Source organism: Sphingobium sp. L-44, from assembly GCF_056859495.1.
In genome coordinates this window covers 153,029-168,999 of the sequence record NZ_JBSXOQ010000115.1, presented here as the reverse complement: position 1 = coordinate 168,999, position 15,971 = coordinate 153,029, and the positions used below count along the sequence as shown (strand labels likewise).

Genomic DNA, 15,971 nt, shown 5'->3' with positions numbered 1-15,971 from the left:
GACCTCCTGTTTGCACAAGAGGGGTCCAGATGGTTCGCGAAGGCGTTCCCTTGCTGATGTTGATCGACGACGAGCCCGCGCAGCGCCGGCTGGTGGCCGCGCTGGCCGCGCGCGCGGGATGGCGGACCATCTTCGCCAGCGATGCCGAAACCGCCCTGGCGACGCTGGGCACGCAGGACGGCATGCAGCTCGACGCGGTCCTGATCGATCAATGGAGCCCGGATTTCGATCCGGCCGACCTGATCGGCGACATCCATGCGCAGCGCCCCGCCCTGCCGATCCTGGTGCTGACGGCGCATAACAGCGTCGCCGTCGCGGTCCAGGCGATGCGCGCCGGCGCCACCGATTACCTCTCCAAGCCGATCGCGCCCGAACGGCTGCTCGCCGCGCTCAACGCGACGCTGGAGGGCAATGTGCGCGGCGAACTGCGCCCGCTCACCGAAAAGATCAGCGCCCCGCTGGCGTTCGAGGATGTCGTCGGCGCCGCGCCCCAGTTCCGCACTGCCCTCGCCATCGCGGCCAAGGCCGCGCGCGCCCGCGTGCCGGTGCTGATCGAGGGCGAAAGCGGCGTCGGCAAGGATGTCGTCGCCCGCGCCATCCACGCCGCGTCGCCACGCCACAAGCAGGCGATGGTGACCGTCAATTGCGGCGCGATCCCTGCCAACCTCGTCGAATCAGAACTGTTCGGTCATGAACGCGGCGCCTTCACCGGCGCCTTCGACCGCCATGTCGGCAAATTCCTGTCGGCCGACATGGGCACCATCTTCCTCGACGAAGTCAGCGAAATGCCGCTCGACGCGCAGGTCAAGCTGCTGCGCGTGCTTCAGGATGGCGAGGTGCAGCCGATCGGCGCGCGCCGCCCCGTCCATGTCGATGTCCGCGTCATCGCCGCCACCAACAAGAAGCTCAGCGACGAGATCGAGGCGGGCCGGTTCCGCGAGGATCTCTATTATCGCCTGAACGTCGTCCAGTTGACCGTGCCCCCATTGCGGGAACGTATGGGCGACATTCCCGCCCTGTGCCGCCATCTCCTCGCCCGCATTGCGACCCAGCCGGGCCTGCGGGGCCTCGGCCTCACCGACGATGCGCTGGCGCTGCTGATGCAGCATGACTGGCCGGGCAATGTCCGCCAGCTCCAGAACGCCCTGTTCCGCGCCGCCGTGCTGTGCGAGGGTGATGCGCTGACCCCGCATGACTTCCCGCAGGTCGCCGCCCATATCCTGTCGCGCGGCGCCAGCGGTCCGCGCCAGCGCGCCGCCGCCACGCCGCCGCGCGAAGCCGCCGGCATCACCCTGTTCGAAGGCGACGGCCATGTCCGTCAGCTCGCCGAGATCGAGGCCGACGTCATCCGCCTGGCCATCGGCCATTATCGCGGCCGCATGACCGAAGTCGCCCGCCGGCTGGGGATCGGCCGTTCGACCCTCTATCGCAAGCTCGCAGAACTCGGCATCGACAACGCGGCCTGATCGCGGGACCGGGCGCCCTGCGGCCGGGGCATATTGTCGCGGGGGTTCCGCTACGGCGTTGAATTATCCCCGCGCCTATGCTTTTGAACGGGGTATGAAAGCGCCCCTCCTCGCCGCCTGCTCCCCCCTCCTGCTGCTGGTCGCCTGTGGCCGCGCCGAACCGGTCGCGGACATGCCGAGCCAGGAGGAACTGGCCGCCGCCGCCAATGCGGCCGCTGCCAATGCACTGGCCAACGCGCAGAAGGATGATGCCGGCGACAGCCGCAACTATGTGAATATCGACCATGGCTATTCCGTCACCATGCCCGAAGGCTGGATGAAGGATGGCGAAGCCAGCAATGCCGATGGCGTCGTCTATCAGGATCCCGGCGCGGGGGCCGACGTCCGCGTCTTCTGGCAGAAGAATGACAATGACCAGACGCTGCAGCAGATCGTCGAGGCGCTGTCCGACGGCGCCGAGGGCGTGGATGGCGATTTCATCGGCGAGAATGAATATCGCGGCACCGCCAATGACGGCGAAGGCAATAATGTCGCGCTGCGCCTGCTGAAACAGCCTGACGGCGCGATCGTCACCGCCACCTTCGTTTATCCCGAGATGCTGAGCGAGCAATATCAGCCGATCGCGCAGGCCCTGCTCGACAGCCTGCGCATCTTCGCGCCCAAGGCCCAGACGCCGGAGGGCCAGACGCCGGAGGGGGCCAGCGCCACGGCCACGCCTGCACCGGCCGCCAACGCCAGCAACTGACCGGCGGCTTTCGGCGCGGTCGTTCGTTTCCGTCCGCGTCGATCATTCCGAACCGCTGCCAGGAAGCCCAGCCCCTTGCCCCTGATCCGCCCTTCCGCCCCCGCCGACCAGCCGGGCATTCTCGACCTGATCCTTGGCATCCAGCGCGACGAATATGGCATCGCCATCACCGCAGCGGACCAGCCGGACCTCACCGACATAGCCGGCTTCTACCTGCCCGGCGCCGGCGGCTTCTGGGTCGCGGAGGAGGACAGCCGGATCATCGGCACGATCGCGCTCAAGGATATCGGCCAAAATCAGGCCGCGCTGCGCAAGATGTTCGTGGCGTCCAGCCATCGCGGCCGCGCCGCCGGCGTCGCGCAGGCCCTACTCGACCATCTGCTCGACGCGGCGGCCGACCGCGGCCTCGCCCAAATCTATCTCGGCACCACTGCCCGTTTCCTGGCGGCGCACCGCTTCTACGAGAAGAATGGCTTCGCGCTGGTCGAAGCCCAGCACCTGCCGCCCGCCTTCCCCAGGATGGCGGTCGACACGCGCTTCTACGAAAAATCGATCGAACCGGCGGAAGCCGGATAGATTACGGATTATCGGTGCTGTTGGCCTTGGTGCCGGGCACCGCTTCCTTGCTGGTCATCGCCACTGCCGGCGGTCCCTTCTGGATCGCGGCGTTGAGCTGCGCGACCTCGGGGCAGCTGCCCTTGCACAGGCTCTGCGCCTGGGCGAGATTTTCCTTGGCCTTGGCGATCGCGCCCTTTGCGACCATCGCCTCGCCCTGCCCGGCGATCGCAGTCACGTCGGTCGGGTCGAGCAGCAACGCTTCCTTGTAAAGGCGGATAGCCTTGCCCTGCAGCCCCTGTGCACGCGCCACTTCGGCCAGTTCGATATAGGCTGCGCGGTTGCGCGGATCGACCGCCAGCGCGCTTTCCAGCGCATCGGTGGCGCCGGTCAGATTGCCCGCCTTGCGCGCCGCCTCGCCCGCCTTCTGCCATTCGATCGATCGCGGTTCGATCTGGGTATCGGGGCGCTGGCTCAGGCCCACGCTGGAAACGGTGGTCAGAAGGACGGCAAGGGCAATCGAGGCCGGGGTGAAACGCATCAAAATCTCCAGCCATGTTTCAGGCATTGACTCAGGCCCGCAGACCGAAGGGCAAGTGTCGCTATTTTGCGCGCGCTTGTCCATGGCCTGTTTCAGGCGGTCCTCCGCAGCCGGGCGAAGTAGAAGCCATCGGTGCCGTCATGGCCGGGCGTCAGCAGCAGCCCATGGCCATGGGCGCGGCCCATATCCGCTTCGATCGGCTCGGCACTCCAGCCGGCCTGACGCGCCAGAAACGCATCCACCTGATCCCGCCCCTCTCTGTCGGTCAATGCGCAGGTAGCATAGACCAGCAGACCGCCGGGCGCCAGCAAGGGCGCGGCGAAATCCAGGATCCGGGCCTGTTCCGACACCAGCCGGTCGAGCCGCGCCTGGGTCAGGCGCCAGCGCGCCTCGGGATTGCGGCGCCAAGTGCCCGTACCTGAACAGGGCGCGTCGACCAGCACAATGTCCGCCTGCCCCGCCAGCGGCGCCAGCGCGCGCGCCTCATGCCCCTGGTCCAGCAGCAGCCTCTCGATACAGGTCACGCCCGCCCGTTCGGCACGCGGCGCCAGCCGGTCGATCCGGTTGCGGATCGTGTCGGCGGCGATCAGCCGGCCCTTGCCGCCCATCGCCGCAGCCAGCGCCAGCGTCTTGCCGCCCGCCCCTGCGCACAGATCGATCACCGTCTGGCCGGCCTGCGCCCCGCATGCCGCGGAAATGAGCTGGCTGCCGGCATCCTGCACCTCGACCGCGCCGCGCTTCCACGCCTCGCTCTGCTCGACCGGATAGCCTTCGGGCAGGCGCAGCGCGTCCGGGATGCCGGCGATCGGCGTCGCGTCCGGCAATTCGGGCGCCACTTGCGCGGGCGTCGCCTTCAGTCGATTGACGCGCAGGTCCACCGGCGCGCGGCCCAGCAACGCATCCTGCTCCACCGGCGCGGCCAGCAAGGGCTGCAACCAGCCCGGCACCGCGCCAGCCGCCGCGCCTGCTTCGCCCGGCTCGATCGGCAGCGGCGCATGGGCCGATCCGTCGAACAGCGCGGCCAGCTCCGGCTGCGCCTCGACCAGGCCGATCATCGCCGCACGGCCGGTTTCGGGCCGATCGGCGACGCGACGGATCGCGTCATAGACATGGTCGCGCACCGCACGGCGATCGCGCGCCCCGGCATAGCGCCGTTCCTTGAAATAACGCGCGATCAGCGTGTCCGCCGCCGGCCCGCCATCACGGGCGGCGGCAATGATCGCGTCCAGCAGGTCGATCGCGGCTTGGATACGGGCGGATGGAGTCATTTATACCTTCCCCCCTCCCTGCCAGGGAGGGTTAACCGGAGACACGTGTCTCCGGTTAAGGGTGGGTGCCTCCGCAGGAGGCTCGCTCCGCTCGCTACCCACCCTCGATCAGAGTCACGTGCCTCTGATCGACCCATCCCTTCAAAGGGAGGGGAATGAAATGGGTTAGCGCGTCGGATAGTTGGGGGCCTCACGCGTGATGGTCACGTCGTGGACATGGCTTTCCGACAGGCCGGCATTGGTGATCTGGACGAAGCGGGCGCGCTCCTGCAGATCCTTGATCGTGCGGCTGCCGGTATAGCCCATCGCTGCCTTCACACCGCCGACCAGTTGGTGGATGACATCCTTGGCCGGCCCCTTGAACGGCACCTGGCCTTCGATGCCCTCGGGCACCAGCTTCATCTGGTCCTTGATGTCGGCCTGGAAATAGCGGTCGGCGCTGCCGCGCGCCATCGCGCCGACGCTGCCCATGCCGCGATAGCTCTTATAGGCGCGGCCCTGATACAGGAAGGTTTCGCCCGGCGCTTCGGCCGTGCCTGCCAGCAGCGACCCGACCATGACGCAGCCGGCGCCCGCCGCCAGGGCCTTGGCGACGTCACCCGACGTGCGCAGGCCGCCGTCGGCGATCACAGGCACGCCATGCTTGTGCGCTTCATTGGCCGAATCCATGACGGCGGTCAGCTGCGGCACGCCCACGCCGGCGACGACGCGGGTGGTGCAGATGGAGCCGGGGCCGATGCCGACCTTCACGCAGTCCGCGCCGGCGTCGATCAGCGCCTTGGTCGCTTCGGCGGTGGCGACATTGCCGGCCACGACCTGGACATGGTTGGACAGCTTCTTGACCGCTTCCACCGCGACCGCGACCTGCTTGCTGTGGCCATGGGCGGTGTCGATGACGATCAGGTCGCATTCCGCGTCGATCAGCGCCTTGCTGCGCTCCAGCCCCTTGTCGCCCACGGTCGATGCCGCGGCGACGCGCAGCCGGCCCGACGCATCCTTGGTCGCCTGCGGATAGGTCACGGCCTTCTCGATATCCTTGACGGTGATCAGGCCCACGCAGTGATAATTATCGTCCACCACCAGCAGCTTCTCGATCCGGCGGGCATGCAGCAGGCGCATCGCCTCATCCTGGCCGACGCCGGCCTTGACCGTCGCCAGATTGTCCTTGGTCATCAGTTCGCTGACCGGCTGGCCGGGGTTCTCGGCAAAGCGGGTATCGCGATGGGTCAGGATGCCGACCAGCTTGCCGTTCGCTTCGACGACCGGAATGCCGCTGATCCTGTGGCGCTGCATCAGCATCTGCGCGTCGGCCAGCGTCGCGGTCGGCAGGATGGTGATGGGATTGACGACCATGCCGCTTTCGAAGCGCTTGACCGCGCGGACCGCATCGGCCTGTTCCTCGACCGTCAGGTTACGGTGCAGCACGCCGATACCGCCCAGCTGCGCCATGACGATCGCCATGTCGGCCTCGGTCACCGTGTCCATCGCCGACGACAGGATCGGGATGTTCAGCTTGATCGCCTTGGTCACATGGGTGGACGTGTCCGCCTGGCTGGGCAGCACATCGGATTCGGCGGGCTGCAACAGCACGTCGTCAAAGGTGAGGCCAAGGCGGATGTCCATGTGAAAGCCACTTTCTGCTGCGCGGGTCGGGCGGAGGGGAACCGGACCGCTGGGGATTCGTGGCGGCCCATGTAACCATTAACCCGCAAAACGGCCAGACCCCTTGGGGATTTTCTTGCCGCCTTTCTTGCGATCCCGATCTTGGCGTTCGGCTGGTCGCTATGCCCCCTGGCTGCCCCGCCCGCGATAGACCAGATTGGAAAAGCGCGCCTGCCCGGCTCCCGATACGAACAGCGCCGGGCGCAGGCTCAGGAAGCCGTCCGCCAGATTATGATGATAGCTCGACACTTCATAGGAAATGATCTTGCGCCATGCCTTGCCTGCACCGCGAATATGGAAGCTCGCGACATTGTCGTCATTCATGACCCGCAGCGAAAAACGGCCGCCTTCCGCCGGTCCGGGCGGCGGATAGCCCTGCTCACGCCCGACCTTGTAATTGTGCAGCGCGCCCACGTCCGACCCCAGGCCGACAAAATATTGGGGATTGTAGAAGAGCAGCAGCCCCGCCTGAGCGCCGCCCTCCAGTTCGACATCGACGCTCACCTCATAGGAACGATCCCCGGCGATGAAGGCCAATGGCGATGACTCCGCCGGCCCCTTGCCCTGCGCCTTCAGCACCAGCGCACCATCCCTGAAAGCGGCACGATCGAGATAATCCTTCTGCGGCGCAAAGAAGGCCAGCCGGCTCCCCATGTCGCTCGACCTGAACGGGCCGGACAGCGCAAGCCCCGATCCGCCCGCACGCCTGGCCGCCGGCATGGGCAGCGCCGCTGACAGATCGCCGCCGGTCATGCGCGGCCAGCCATCCGTGTCCCAGACGAACGGCTCCAGCAGCATCTGCCGTCCCAGCGTGCGATAGCCATTTTCATAGCCATGATAGGCGAGCCACCAGTCGCCCGCCGGCCCTTCCACCGCGGTGCCATGGCCACGCGACCACCAGGGTTCGCCCGCCCGCGCCGTCCGCACGATCGGGTTATGTGGACAATTTTCCCACGGTCCGTTGATCGATCGGGACCGGGCGACGATCACCATATGGCTGGTCGGCGGCCCGGCCGTCCCGCCCTGCCCGGAAAACAGGTAGAACCAGCCATCCCGGCGCAGCACCTTGGGGCCTTCCAGCGCGAGCGCCTCGATGATCCAGTCGTCCGGGATCGGCCATCCCTCATAGACCTGCTCGATCGGCCCGTCCCGGCGCAGCCCGTCATCGCTGATCCGCACCCGCGCACCGCCATTCAGGAACAGATAGCGTTTACCGTCCTCGCCCACCGCATGGCCGGGGTCGATATAGCCCTTGATGTCCATGTCGACGGGGGCGCTCCATGGCCCTTCCATCCGGTCGGCATGGACGACGAAAATCTTGCAAGGAATGGCCGGCCCCGCCGAAAAGCTGGGATCGGTCGGATTGAACACCGGAATATAGATGAAATAGCGGCCTTCATGCTTGGCGATGTCCAGCGCCCAGACCGAACCCAGAGGCGCGGTCAGCGCCGGCCCCACCGGCCGCCAGTTCACCAGATCGCGCGAATGCCAGATCACGACCGCCGGGAAATAGTCGAAGGACGAAAAGGTCGCCCAATAGTCGTCGCCATCCTTCAATATGTTGGGATCGGGCCGATCCCCCGACAGCACCGGGTTCAGAAAGCGGCCATTGCCAAGGTCCGCCAGCCGCTCGCCCTCGGCGCCATGGCGCCAGGCCGGTGCAGAGGCACAGCTATCCGACGCCCTCGCCTCGCCCAGCCCCGGCATCGCCAGCCCCGCCGTCGAAGCCAGTCCCAGAAACATCGCGTCACGGCGGGAATGGGCCAAGATATTTCCCCAAAATTGATGGTGTCTGGCCCCGCTTCTGGTCCGCTCGCGCACGCAACGCAATGGTCCGAAACGCAAAAGTACCGGAAACGAAAAAGGGGCGCGACCATCATGGCCGCGCCCCTTTTTCATTCCACTGCCTGCTCGGCGCTTACGCGCCAGCGGGGGTCGGATCGCCGAACGGCCCCTTGCGCTTGCGCGTCTTGGGGATGGACGACCCCGCCGCCGGGATCACCGACGGCTTGATCGTGGTGCCGTCGTCGCGGGTGATCTCGCCCTTTTCCAGCAGCGCCTTGATCTCCTCGCCGGAGAGCGTCTCATATTCCAGCATGGCGTTGGCCAGCAGGTGCAACTGGTCCTCATGACCTTTCAGCAGTTCCTGCGCACGGGCATAGCCCTGCTCCACCAGCCCCCGGATTTCCTTGTCGATCAGCTTCGCCGTCTCGTCCGACATGTGGACGCGCTGGCTCTGCGAATAGCCGAGGAAGGTCTCGCCCTGCTGCTCTTCATATTGCAGCGGGCCCAGCTTGTCGGACATGCCCCACTGGGTGACCATGTCGCGCGCCAGCTTGGTGGCATATTGGATATCGCCCGACGCACCCGACGACACCTTGTCATAGCCGAAGATGATTTCCTCGGCGACGCGGCCACCCATGGCCACGGCCATGTTCGCGTGCATCTTGTCACGATGATAGCTGTAGCTGTCCCGTTCCGGCAGGCGCATCACCATGCCCAGCGCGCGGCCGCGCGGGATGATCGTCGCCTTGTGGATCGGGTCGGACGCCGGCTCATGGACCGCGACGATGGCATGGCCCGCCTCATGATAGGCGGTCATCTTCTTCTCGTCGTCGGTCATGACCATGGAGCGGCGCTCGCTGCCCATCATGACCTTGTCCTTGGCCGCCTCGAACTCGTCCATGGCGACCAGGCGCTTGCCGCGACGGGCCGCCATCAGGGCGGCTTCGTTGACCAGGTTGGCAAGGTCAGCGCCCGAGAAGCCCGGCGTGCCGCGCGCGATGGTGCGCGGGTTGACGTCCGGCGCCAGCGGCACCTTCTTCATGTGGACGGCCAGAATCTTCTCGCGCCCCTCGATGTCGGGACGGGGCACCACGACCTGGCGGTCGAAACGGCCCGGACGCAGCAGCGCGGGGTCCAGCACGTCGGGACGGTTGGTCGCCGCGACGATGATGATGCCCTCATTGGCCTCGAAGCCGTCCATTTCGACCAGCAGCTGGTTCAGCGTCTGCTCGCGCTCGTCATTGCCATTGCCTAGGCCCGCGCCGCGATGGCGACCGACCGCGTCGATTTCGTCGATGAAGACGATGCAGGGCGCGTTCTTCTTGGCCTGCTCGAACATGTCGCGCACGCGGCTCGCGCCGACGCCGACGAACATCTCGACAAAGTCCGAACCCGAAATGGTGAAGAATGGCACGCCCGCCTCACCCGCGATGGCGCGGGCCAGCAGCGTCTTGCCGGTGCCGGGCGAACCGACAAGCAGCGCGCCCTTGGGAATCTTGCCGCCCAGCCGCGCGAACTTGCTCGGGTCCTTCAGGAACTCGACGATTTCCTGCAGTTCCTCGCGCGCTTCGTCGATGCCGGCAACGTCATCGAAAGTCACCTTGCCATGCTTTTCGGTCAGCAGCTTGGCCTTGGACTTGCCAAAGCCCATCGCGCCACCGGCGCCGCCGCCCTTCTGCATCTGGCGCAGCACGAAGAAGGCGATGCCCAGGATCAGCAGGAACGGCAGCGACTGATAGAGCATGATCTGCCAGAAACTTGGCTGCTGTTCGGCCTGGCCCGAATATTTGACATTATAATCGTCCAGCAGGTCGGTCAGCTTGGGATCATTGACCGGGACCGTGCTGAAACCCTGGCCACTCGACAGGGTGCCGGTGATCCGGTCGGGCGCGATCGCCACATCCTTGACCTGGCCTTCCTGCACCTTGGCGCGGAATTCCGAATAGGCGATGGCGCTGCCGGCCTGGGTGGTCGGGCGCTCGAACAGCGAAACGAACAGGAGCAGGGCGATGATGACCCCTGCCCAAATCATCGCACTCTTGATCCAGGGATTACCCTGTGGGTCTTTTTCGTCGTTCATCATCACTCTCTTTCACCCCGCAAGATAGGGTGTGGCCGGCAAAGCGCAAGCTGGACGCGCTGTCCGCTGCGGATTTCCGGCCCTGTCGATATCCGGGCGATCAGTTACCGGTCAGCTGGAACAGCGCGACATAGGCCAGCACCAGCGCCAGGCCGGCGGACAGGCCGCACAGCAGATAGCCCATATAGAGAAGCAGCGGCGGATGCGCCTTGTTCAGCTTCCGGTTCCGCTTCACGGCCGAGAGGATCACGCTGACCAGCAAGCCATAGGTCAACGCCGCAAATTCCATCATTCCGAACAAATCCCGCTATTGGTCACGCCATGTGGTTAACGGCCCATGGGTTAAGAACCGGTCAGCATGCCGCCCAAAAGCGACCGGCCGTTGGCACCTTGCGTCGGACGGTGGAACTTTTCCGAAAATCTCAGCGCCGCGGCGGTGCCGGCGACAAGGTCCATACCGCCCCGCCCCGCAGCAGCCAGTCCCCCAGACTCGCCTGGCGCCCCGCCCGTGCCGCGGCAATCGCCCGATCCAGCGCCTCGCCGCGCGGCAGCACGATCTCCGGGTCGGCGGAGCAGAGCATCTCGATCAGCAGCCGGCGCAAAAGCTCGCGCGGCAGGTCGGTGCGGTCCAGCACCCAGGCGTCGGTCGATGGATGGATATGCGTGGCCGCCAGCCCCGCCACCGTCCATTGCAACGCCGCTTCCGCCTCCGCCAGCGCCGCCGCGCTGCGCGCCGCCGCCTCGGCATCGATCCAGTCGACGCCATCCAGCCGCTTGCGCAGCGCCGCCCGATCGAAGCGCGGATCGGCATTGGACGGGTCCAGCACATAGGGTAGCCCCGCCTGGTCGGCATGGGCCTGCAACTGCGCCTTGCGCACCGTCAGCAACGGCCGCAGCACCCGGCCGGCCCGCGCCCGCACCCCGGCAAGGCCGCCGACCCCCGATCCCCGGTTGAGCCGCATCAACAGGGTTTCCAGCTGGTCGTCGGCATGATGGGCGGTCAATATCCAGTCCAGCCCGGCGCCGGCCCGCCATGCCTCCAGCTGGGCATAACGCTGTCGCCGCGCCCAATCCTGGATATTGCCGGACACTTCCGTCTCCGGCGCCAGGGTCGCATGGGGGACGCGCCGCGCCGCGCACCAGCGCGCAACCATCGCCGCCTCGGCCGCGGATTCAGCCCGCAATCCATGATCCAGCGTCGCCGCGGCCACCCGGCCGGGCCAGGCCTGCACCGCCAGGTCCAGCAGCGCCATGCTGTCCGGCCCGCCCGACACCGCAATGCCGAACCGGGCCGTCTCCTCCCCGTCCACCAGCGCGCGCACGGCCAGCCGCAGCGCATCGGGGCGATGGGAAGGTGCCAGCTCCAGCACGTCTATCGGCTCACACGCTGCACTTGGCCTTGGTCCGGCCCTTGTCCATCATGCCGCGCAGGCCGCTCGACAGGGTCGAACCATAGACCTGTTCCAGCTCCGCATAGACCTTGCAGGCATCTGCAGGCTTCTTCAGCTGGATCAGCGCCTCGCCCAGATAGGCCAGGCTGTCGGGGGCGCGCTCGCCACGCGGGCGCTTCTGGTAATTTTCGTAAAAGGCGACCGACGCCAGCGCCGGCTTGCCATCGTCCAGATAGGCGCGGCCCAGCAGGTTGGCGGCGCGGCTGCCGACCGACCCGTCGCCATATTTGTCGACCGTCGCCTTGAGCTGCGCCTGCGCCTCGGGATAGAATTTCGCGTCCCACAGGCGGAAGCCATAGCTATAGGCATCGCCCGCCGCATCGCCGGTATCCGGCTTCTCGATCGCCGCCACCGCCGTCTTGCGCGCATCGCTGGCCACCGGCGCGGCGGCCGACTTTGCGGGCGGGGTCGTCGGCTTGGCGGCGGCCGGCTTGGGCGCGGGCGCATCGGTCGCGACCGTCGGACGCATCACCGGCGGGCCGGCTTCGACCGGCGTTGCCGCCCGCGCTTCGGCTTCCGCCTTGTAGCGGTTGAACGCCTCTTCCAGCTGCTTGAGCTTGTAGCTGTTTTCCTCGACCTGGCCGGTGATCGAGGCGAGCTGCGATTCCAGCGCCCCCACTCGCGCGGTCAGGTCGGCCACCGGGCTCGACGTCGGGCTGCCCGGCGCGATGGTCGGCGTCTGGGGACGGGTGATTTCCGCCTCTACCGGCGTGCCGGCCGGGAACACCTTGCGCTGCACGGCCCGCATTTCCTTTTCCAGCCGGTCGACCCGCAGTTCGACCGTGGGATTCTGCTGGGCAGCGGCCGGCACGGCCGACAGCAGCGGGGCCGCCAGCGCGATGGCGGTGGTGGCGAGAAAGGCGTAACGCATGATGATCCCCGACTAAATCTTTCCGCCTTTAACCATAGGCGGACGCGCCACGCAACAAAGCGCGGCCCGCTCGTACCTGTCCGGCTATGGGACGGATTAGTTGCCCGCGCTGGGCTGCGGCGCGGCGGTCGGCGGCGGTGGCGCAGCCGGCGTCGGCACGCTCCCCTGCCCGCCCGCGGGCGTCGTCGGTACGCGCGCCGGCTGGCCTGCCGGTGCCGGAGCACCCGCCGGAGCCCCTGCCGGTGCGGCGGCCCGTGCCAGCAGCGCCTCGGCACTGACCGGAACGTCGGCGATGGTGCGGTCGGCCGCGCCCAGCGGCGGGATCGCCTTGCCACCCACGGTCACGTCCAGCGCCTGCGGGCGACCGGTCAGGATCGTCGGATTGCGCGCGCCAGCCGGCAAAGTGAAGCTCTCACCCTTCTTCAGCAGTCCGTCCTTCAGCCGCTCGCCCGCCTCGTCGACGATGCGCATCCACACATCGTCATTGGCGGTGAACACCACCGGCCCGGTCACGGGCGCCGCAATCGGCGCCTGCACGCCGGCGTTGGGCGCGGCGGCGGGCTTTTCCGCCTGCTGCTCGGCGATTTCCTCGCCGGTCGGCGGGGTCAGCAACTGGGTGCGCCAGATGGTGAAGCCGGCAATCACGATGATGCCGATCACCGCCGCGGTCCAGGCCAGGGTGCGCGACGGCACCCGCGCCGGGTCGGCCGGCTCGAACGCTTCGTAGCGGGTCGCCCCCATGTCGGAATTATGCACGGCATTGCGCACGTCGGCGGCGATCGCCACCTCGTCCAGATCGATCGCGCGGGCATAGGCGCGGGCGAAACCCACCGCATAGGGAATGCCCGGCAAGGCGCCATAATCGTCCCGCTCGATCGCCTCCAGCTGGCGCTGGGCGATGCGGGTCCGGGTGGCGATATCCTGCACCGACAGCCCCTGCGCCTCGCGCGCGGCGCGCAATTTGGCGCCGGGGGTGCTGGGCTGCGCTGCCGTCGCGTCGTCCGCGACGGGTTCGAATTCGGGTTCGTCTGCCATGCTGCTCCGCGACCTTGATTGGCGGCCTTGTCTCATTGCGGGACGGCGCTTGTCAACGCCGGGGCGGTGTCTTTTCAGGCCAGCTCGATGTTCCGCTGCTCGGCCCAGCTGGTCAGTTGCGCGCGCAGATCACTCGCCCCGCTGTCCAGCAGATCGCGCATCAACGCCTGCAATTCGGCCGCGTCGATCGCGCGGATCATCGCCTTGACCGGCCCGACCGACGCCGGCGTGATCGACAGCCGCCGCACGCCCAGGCCAATCAGCGCCATCGCCTCCAGCGTGCGTCCGCCCATTTCGCCACAGACGCCGACCGGCACCTTGTAGATCTCGCAGATCCGCACCACCCGATCCAGGAAGCGCAGGATCGCCAGGCTCAGCCAGTCATAACGCTCCGCCAGCTTGGGATGGGCACGGTCGGCGGCGAACAGGAACTGGGTCAGGTCGTTGGTGCCGATCGACAGGAAATCGAGCTGCGGCAGCAGCAGGTCCAGCACCTCGGCCAGCGCCGGCACCTCCAGCATCGCGCCATAGCGCACCGCCACCGGCAGCTTCTTCTTCTGCCCGATCAGCCATTGTCGCTGATGCTCGACCAGCGTGCGCGCCTCCTCGAACTCCCAGGGTTCCGACACCATCGGGAACATGATGTTCAGTACCTTGCCCGCGCTCGCCTCCAGCAAGGCGCGCGCCTGCGCCTTCATCAGGCCGTCGCGGTCCAGCGCCAGCCGGATCGCGCGCCAGCCCATGGCCGGATTATCCTCATGCTCGTCATCCTCGCGCGTCATATAGGGCAGCGCCTTGTCACCGCCGATGTCGACGGTGCGGAAAATGACGGGCCGGTCGCCGGCCGCGTCCAGCACATCCTTGTAGAGCCGCTGCTGCTTCTCGCGCTGCGGCAGCGTCGCCGACACCAGGAACTGGAATTCGGTGCGGAACAGGCCGATGCCGTCGGCGCCGACCATGTCCAGCGCCTGCGCATCCTCGCGCAGGCCGGCATTGACCATCAACTCGATCCGCGCCCCATCCTGCGTCACCGACGGCAGGTCGCGCAGCGCGGCAAATTCCGCCCGCCGCTTCTGCGTGATGTGCAGCTTGGTCTCGAACGCCTCCTCCATGTCGGGCGTCGGCCGGATCAGCAGCGCATTTTCGGCGACATCCATCAGGATCAGGTCGCCTTCATTGACCCGGTGGCGAATGTCGCGCACCCGGCCCAGCACCGGCACGCCCATGGCGCGGGCGACGATGGTGACATGGGCGGTCAGCGACCCTTCCTCCAGGATCACGCCCTTCAGCCGCCGCCGGTCATATTCCAGCAGCTCCGCCGGCCCCAGGTTGCGCGCGATCAGGATCGCATCCTGCCGCAGCCCCAACTGGGCGGCGGTGCCCAATTGCCCGGACACGATGCGCAGCAACCGGTTGGCCATATCCTCCAGATCGTGCATCCGGTCCTGCAGCAGCGGATCGTCGATCTGGCGCATCCGCATCCGGGTGCGCTGCTGCACCCGCTCGATCGCCGCTTCGGCGGTCAGGCCGCTGTCGATCGCCTCGTTGATGCGGCGGATCCAGCCCTCGTCATAGGCGAACATCTTGTAGGTTTCGAGCACCTCCTGATGCTCGCCCTCGGTCCCGAAATCGGCCGTGCCGGTCATCCGGTCGATCTGTTCGCGCATCTTGGCAAAGGCGGAAATGACCCGCTGCCGCTCCGCTTCCGTATCCTCGGCGACGGTATGCTCGATATGGACGCGCGGCTGGTGGAAGACGACATGGCCCCGCGCCATGCCCATCACCAGCTGCAGGCCGGTCATGATGTTCGATCCGGTTTCCTGCACCCGCGCGTCGGTCGGGCCGTCATCGGCCAGTTCGGCATTGGCGATCAGCTCGGACAGCACCATGGCGACCGTCTGCAGCGCCTCGATCTCGACCTCTTCATATTTGCGCGGCTCGACATGCTGCACGCACAACACGCCCAGCGCGCGCTCGCGCCGCACGATCGGCACGCCGGCAAAGCTGTGGAACAGCTCCTCGCCGGTTTCCGGGCGATAGGAAAAGTCGGGATGGGCGGCGGCCTCGTCCAGGTTCAGCGGCTCGACATTGGTGGCGATCAGCCCGACCAGCCCCTCGCCCTTGGCCATGCGGGTGACATGCACCGCCTCCTGCTTCAGGCCGCGGGTCGCGAACAGTTCCAGCACGCCCTCGCGCACCAGATAGATGGAGCAGACCTCGCTCGACAGCGATTCGCCGATGATCTCCACCACCTTGTTCAGCTTGGCCTGCGCGCTGGTGCGCGCCGCCATCACCTCCTGCAGGCGGACGAGGATTTGGCGGGCGGCGGCGGCGGGCGTACTGGGCATGGCAAATCGCTAACAGATGGATGGCTTTCTTTCCAAGCGCTTTCCTCGCGATATGTTGATGAACCCCGCAGAAAAGCACGATTGTTGCGCATCGCTGATAAGCTAGGTCATCTTCCTCATTTGCGTGGCGGATACATGCTGTACATTCGTCTAACGCCGCAAAG

The 15,971-nt window shown here is 67.1% G+C and carries 13 protein-coding genes; 3 read left to right on the top strand and 10 right to left on the bottom strand.

Annotated elements, in window-relative coordinates; all coding sequences use genetic code 11:
- Positions 1–29 precede the first annotated feature (29 nt).
- The 3 genes from AC13EK_RS19895 (at position 30) to AC13EK_RS19885 (ending at position 2,787) form a co-directional block, all read left to right on the top strand.
- Entirely contained in the window at positions 30–1,466 is a 1,437-nt protein-coding gene (locus AC13EK_RS19895) for a sigma-54-dependent transcriptional regulator (RefSeq protein ID WP_069336279.1), read from the top strand.
- A gap of 94 nt (positions 1,467–1,560) precedes the next feature.
- A complete protein-coding gene (locus tag AC13EK_RS19890; RefSeq protein WP_038293072.1) occupies positions 1,561–2,211 on the top strand; it encodes a hypothetical protein in 651 nt (216 codons plus the stop codon).
- Between the two features lie 75 nt (positions 2,212–2,286).
- The gene (locus AC13EK_RS19885) at positions 2,287–2,787 is read left to right on the top strand and encodes a GNAT family N-acetyltransferase (RefSeq protein ID WP_069336280.1); all 501 of its coding nucleotides are present in this window, start codon (positions 2,287–2,289) and stop codon (positions 2,785–2,787) included.
- Between the two features lies 1 nt (position 2,788).
- Here AC13EK_RS19885 and AC13EK_RS19880 read toward each other — a convergent pair whose 3' ends face one another.
- The 10 genes from AC13EK_RS19880 to ptsP all read right to left on the bottom strand — a co-directional run bounded on the left by AC13EK_RS19880 (position 2,789) and on the right by ptsP (position 15,807).
- Positions 2,789–3,307, bottom strand: a complete 519-nt coding sequence (locus AC13EK_RS19880) for a tetratricopeptide repeat protein (protein WP_069336281.1) — start codon at positions 3,305–3,307, stop codon at positions 2,789–2,791.
- Positions 3,308–3,399: 92 nt separating this feature from the next.
- Positions 3,400–4,575 carry an RsmB/NOP family class I SAM-dependent RNA methyltransferase gene (locus AC13EK_RS19875; protein ID WP_069336282.1) on the bottom strand — a complete coding sequence of 392 codons (1,176 nt, stop codon included), beginning with the start codon at positions 4,573–4,575 and terminating at the stop codon, positions 3,400–3,402.
- 165 nt (positions 4,576–4,740) lie between these two features.
- Positions 4,741–6,198, bottom strand: a complete 1,458-nt coding sequence (guaB, locus tag AC13EK_RS19870; protein WP_010336239.1) for an IMP dehydrogenase — start codon at positions 6,196–6,198, stop codon at positions 4,741–4,743.
- A 159-nt stretch (positions 6,199–6,357) separates the two neighbouring features.
- The gene (locus tag AC13EK_RS19865; RefSeq protein WP_081331636.1) at positions 6,358–7,980 is read right to left on the bottom strand and encodes a family 43 glycosylhydrolase; all 1,623 of its coding nucleotides are present in this window, start codon (positions 7,978–7,980) and stop codon (positions 6,358–6,360) included.
- Between the two features lie 175 nt (positions 7,981–8,155).
- Positions 8,156–10,102, bottom strand: a complete 1,947-nt coding sequence (ftsH, locus tag AC13EK_RS19860; protein WP_004208015.1) for an ATP-dependent zinc metalloprotease FtsH — start codon at positions 10,100–10,102, stop codon at positions 8,156–8,158.
- A 100-nt stretch (positions 10,103–10,202) separates the two neighbouring features.
- Entirely contained in the window at positions 10,203–10,394 is a 192-nt protein-coding gene (locus AC13EK_RS19855) for a hypothetical protein (RefSeq protein WP_017502470.1), read from the bottom strand.
- Between the two features lie 130 nt (positions 10,395–10,524).
- Positions 10,525–11,472: a tRNA lysidine(34) synthetase TilS gene (tilS, locus tag AC13EK_RS19850; protein WP_277788088.1), complete on the bottom strand. Its 948-nt coding sequence runs from the start codon at positions 11,470–11,472 to the stop codon at positions 10,525–10,527.
- 10 nt (positions 11,473–11,482) lie between these two features.
- Positions 11,483–12,424, bottom strand: a complete 942-nt coding sequence (locus AC13EK_RS19845; protein ID WP_004208018.1) for a tol-pal system YbgF family protein — start codon at positions 12,422–12,424, stop codon at positions 11,483–11,485.
- A 96-nt stretch (positions 12,425–12,520) separates the two neighbouring features.
- Complete coding sequence (locus tag AC13EK_RS19840) at positions 12,521–13,459, bottom strand: helix-turn-helix domain-containing protein (RefSeq protein WP_069336158.1); 939 nt, start codon at positions 13,457–13,459, stop codon at positions 12,521–12,523.
- 74 nt (positions 13,460–13,533) lie between these two features.
- Positions 13,534–15,807 carry a phosphoenolpyruvate--protein phosphotransferase gene (gene ptsP / locus AC13EK_RS19835; protein WP_004208020.1) on the bottom strand — a complete coding sequence of 758 codons (2,274 nt, stop codon included), beginning with the start codon at positions 15,805–15,807 and terminating at the stop codon, positions 13,534–13,536.
- Between the last annotated feature and the right edge of the window lie 164 nt (positions 15,808–15,971).

Coding starts and splice junctions, on each gene's coding strand:
- AC13EK_RS19895 (WP_069336279.1), top strand. CDS start 30: ATGGTTCGCGAAGGCGTTCCCTTGCTGATGTTGATCGACGACGAGCCC.
- AC13EK_RS19890 (WP_038293072.1), top strand. CDS start 1,561: ATGAAAGCGCCCCTCCTCGCCGCCTGCTCCCCCCTCCTGCTGCTGGTC.
- AC13EK_RS19880 (WP_069336281.1), bottom strand. CDS start 3,307: ATGCGTTTCACCCCGGCCTCGATTGCCCTTGCCGTCCTTCTGACCACC.
- AC13EK_RS19875 (WP_069336282.1), bottom strand. CDS start 4,575: ATGACTCCATCCGCCCGTATCCAAGCCGCGATCGACCTGCTGGACGCG.
- guaB (WP_010336239.1), bottom strand. CDS start 6,198: ATGGACATCCGCCTTGGCCTCACCTTTGACGACGTGCTGTTGCAGCCC.
- AC13EK_RS19865 (WP_081331636.1), bottom strand. CDS start 7,980: ATGTTTCTGGGACTGGCTTCGACGGCGGGGCTGGCGATGCCGGGGCTG.
- ftsH (WP_004208015.1), bottom strand. CDS start 10,102: ATGAACGACGAAAAAGACCCACAGGGTAATCCCTGGATCAAGAGTGCG.
- AC13EK_RS19855 (WP_017502470.1), bottom strand. CDS start 10,394: ATGATGGAATTTGCGGCGTTGACCTATGGCTTGCTGGTCAGCGTGATC.
- AC13EK_RS19845 (WP_004208018.1), bottom strand. CDS start 12,424: ATGCGTTACGCCTTTCTCGCCACCACCGCCATCGCGCTGGCGGCCCCG.
- AC13EK_RS19840 (WP_069336158.1), bottom strand. CDS start 13,459: ATGGCAGACGAACCCGAATTCGAACCCGTCGCGGACGACGCGACGGCA.
- ptsP (WP_004208020.1), bottom strand. CDS start 15,807: ATGCCCAGTACGCCCGCCGCCGCCGCCCGCCAAATCCTCGTCCGCCTG.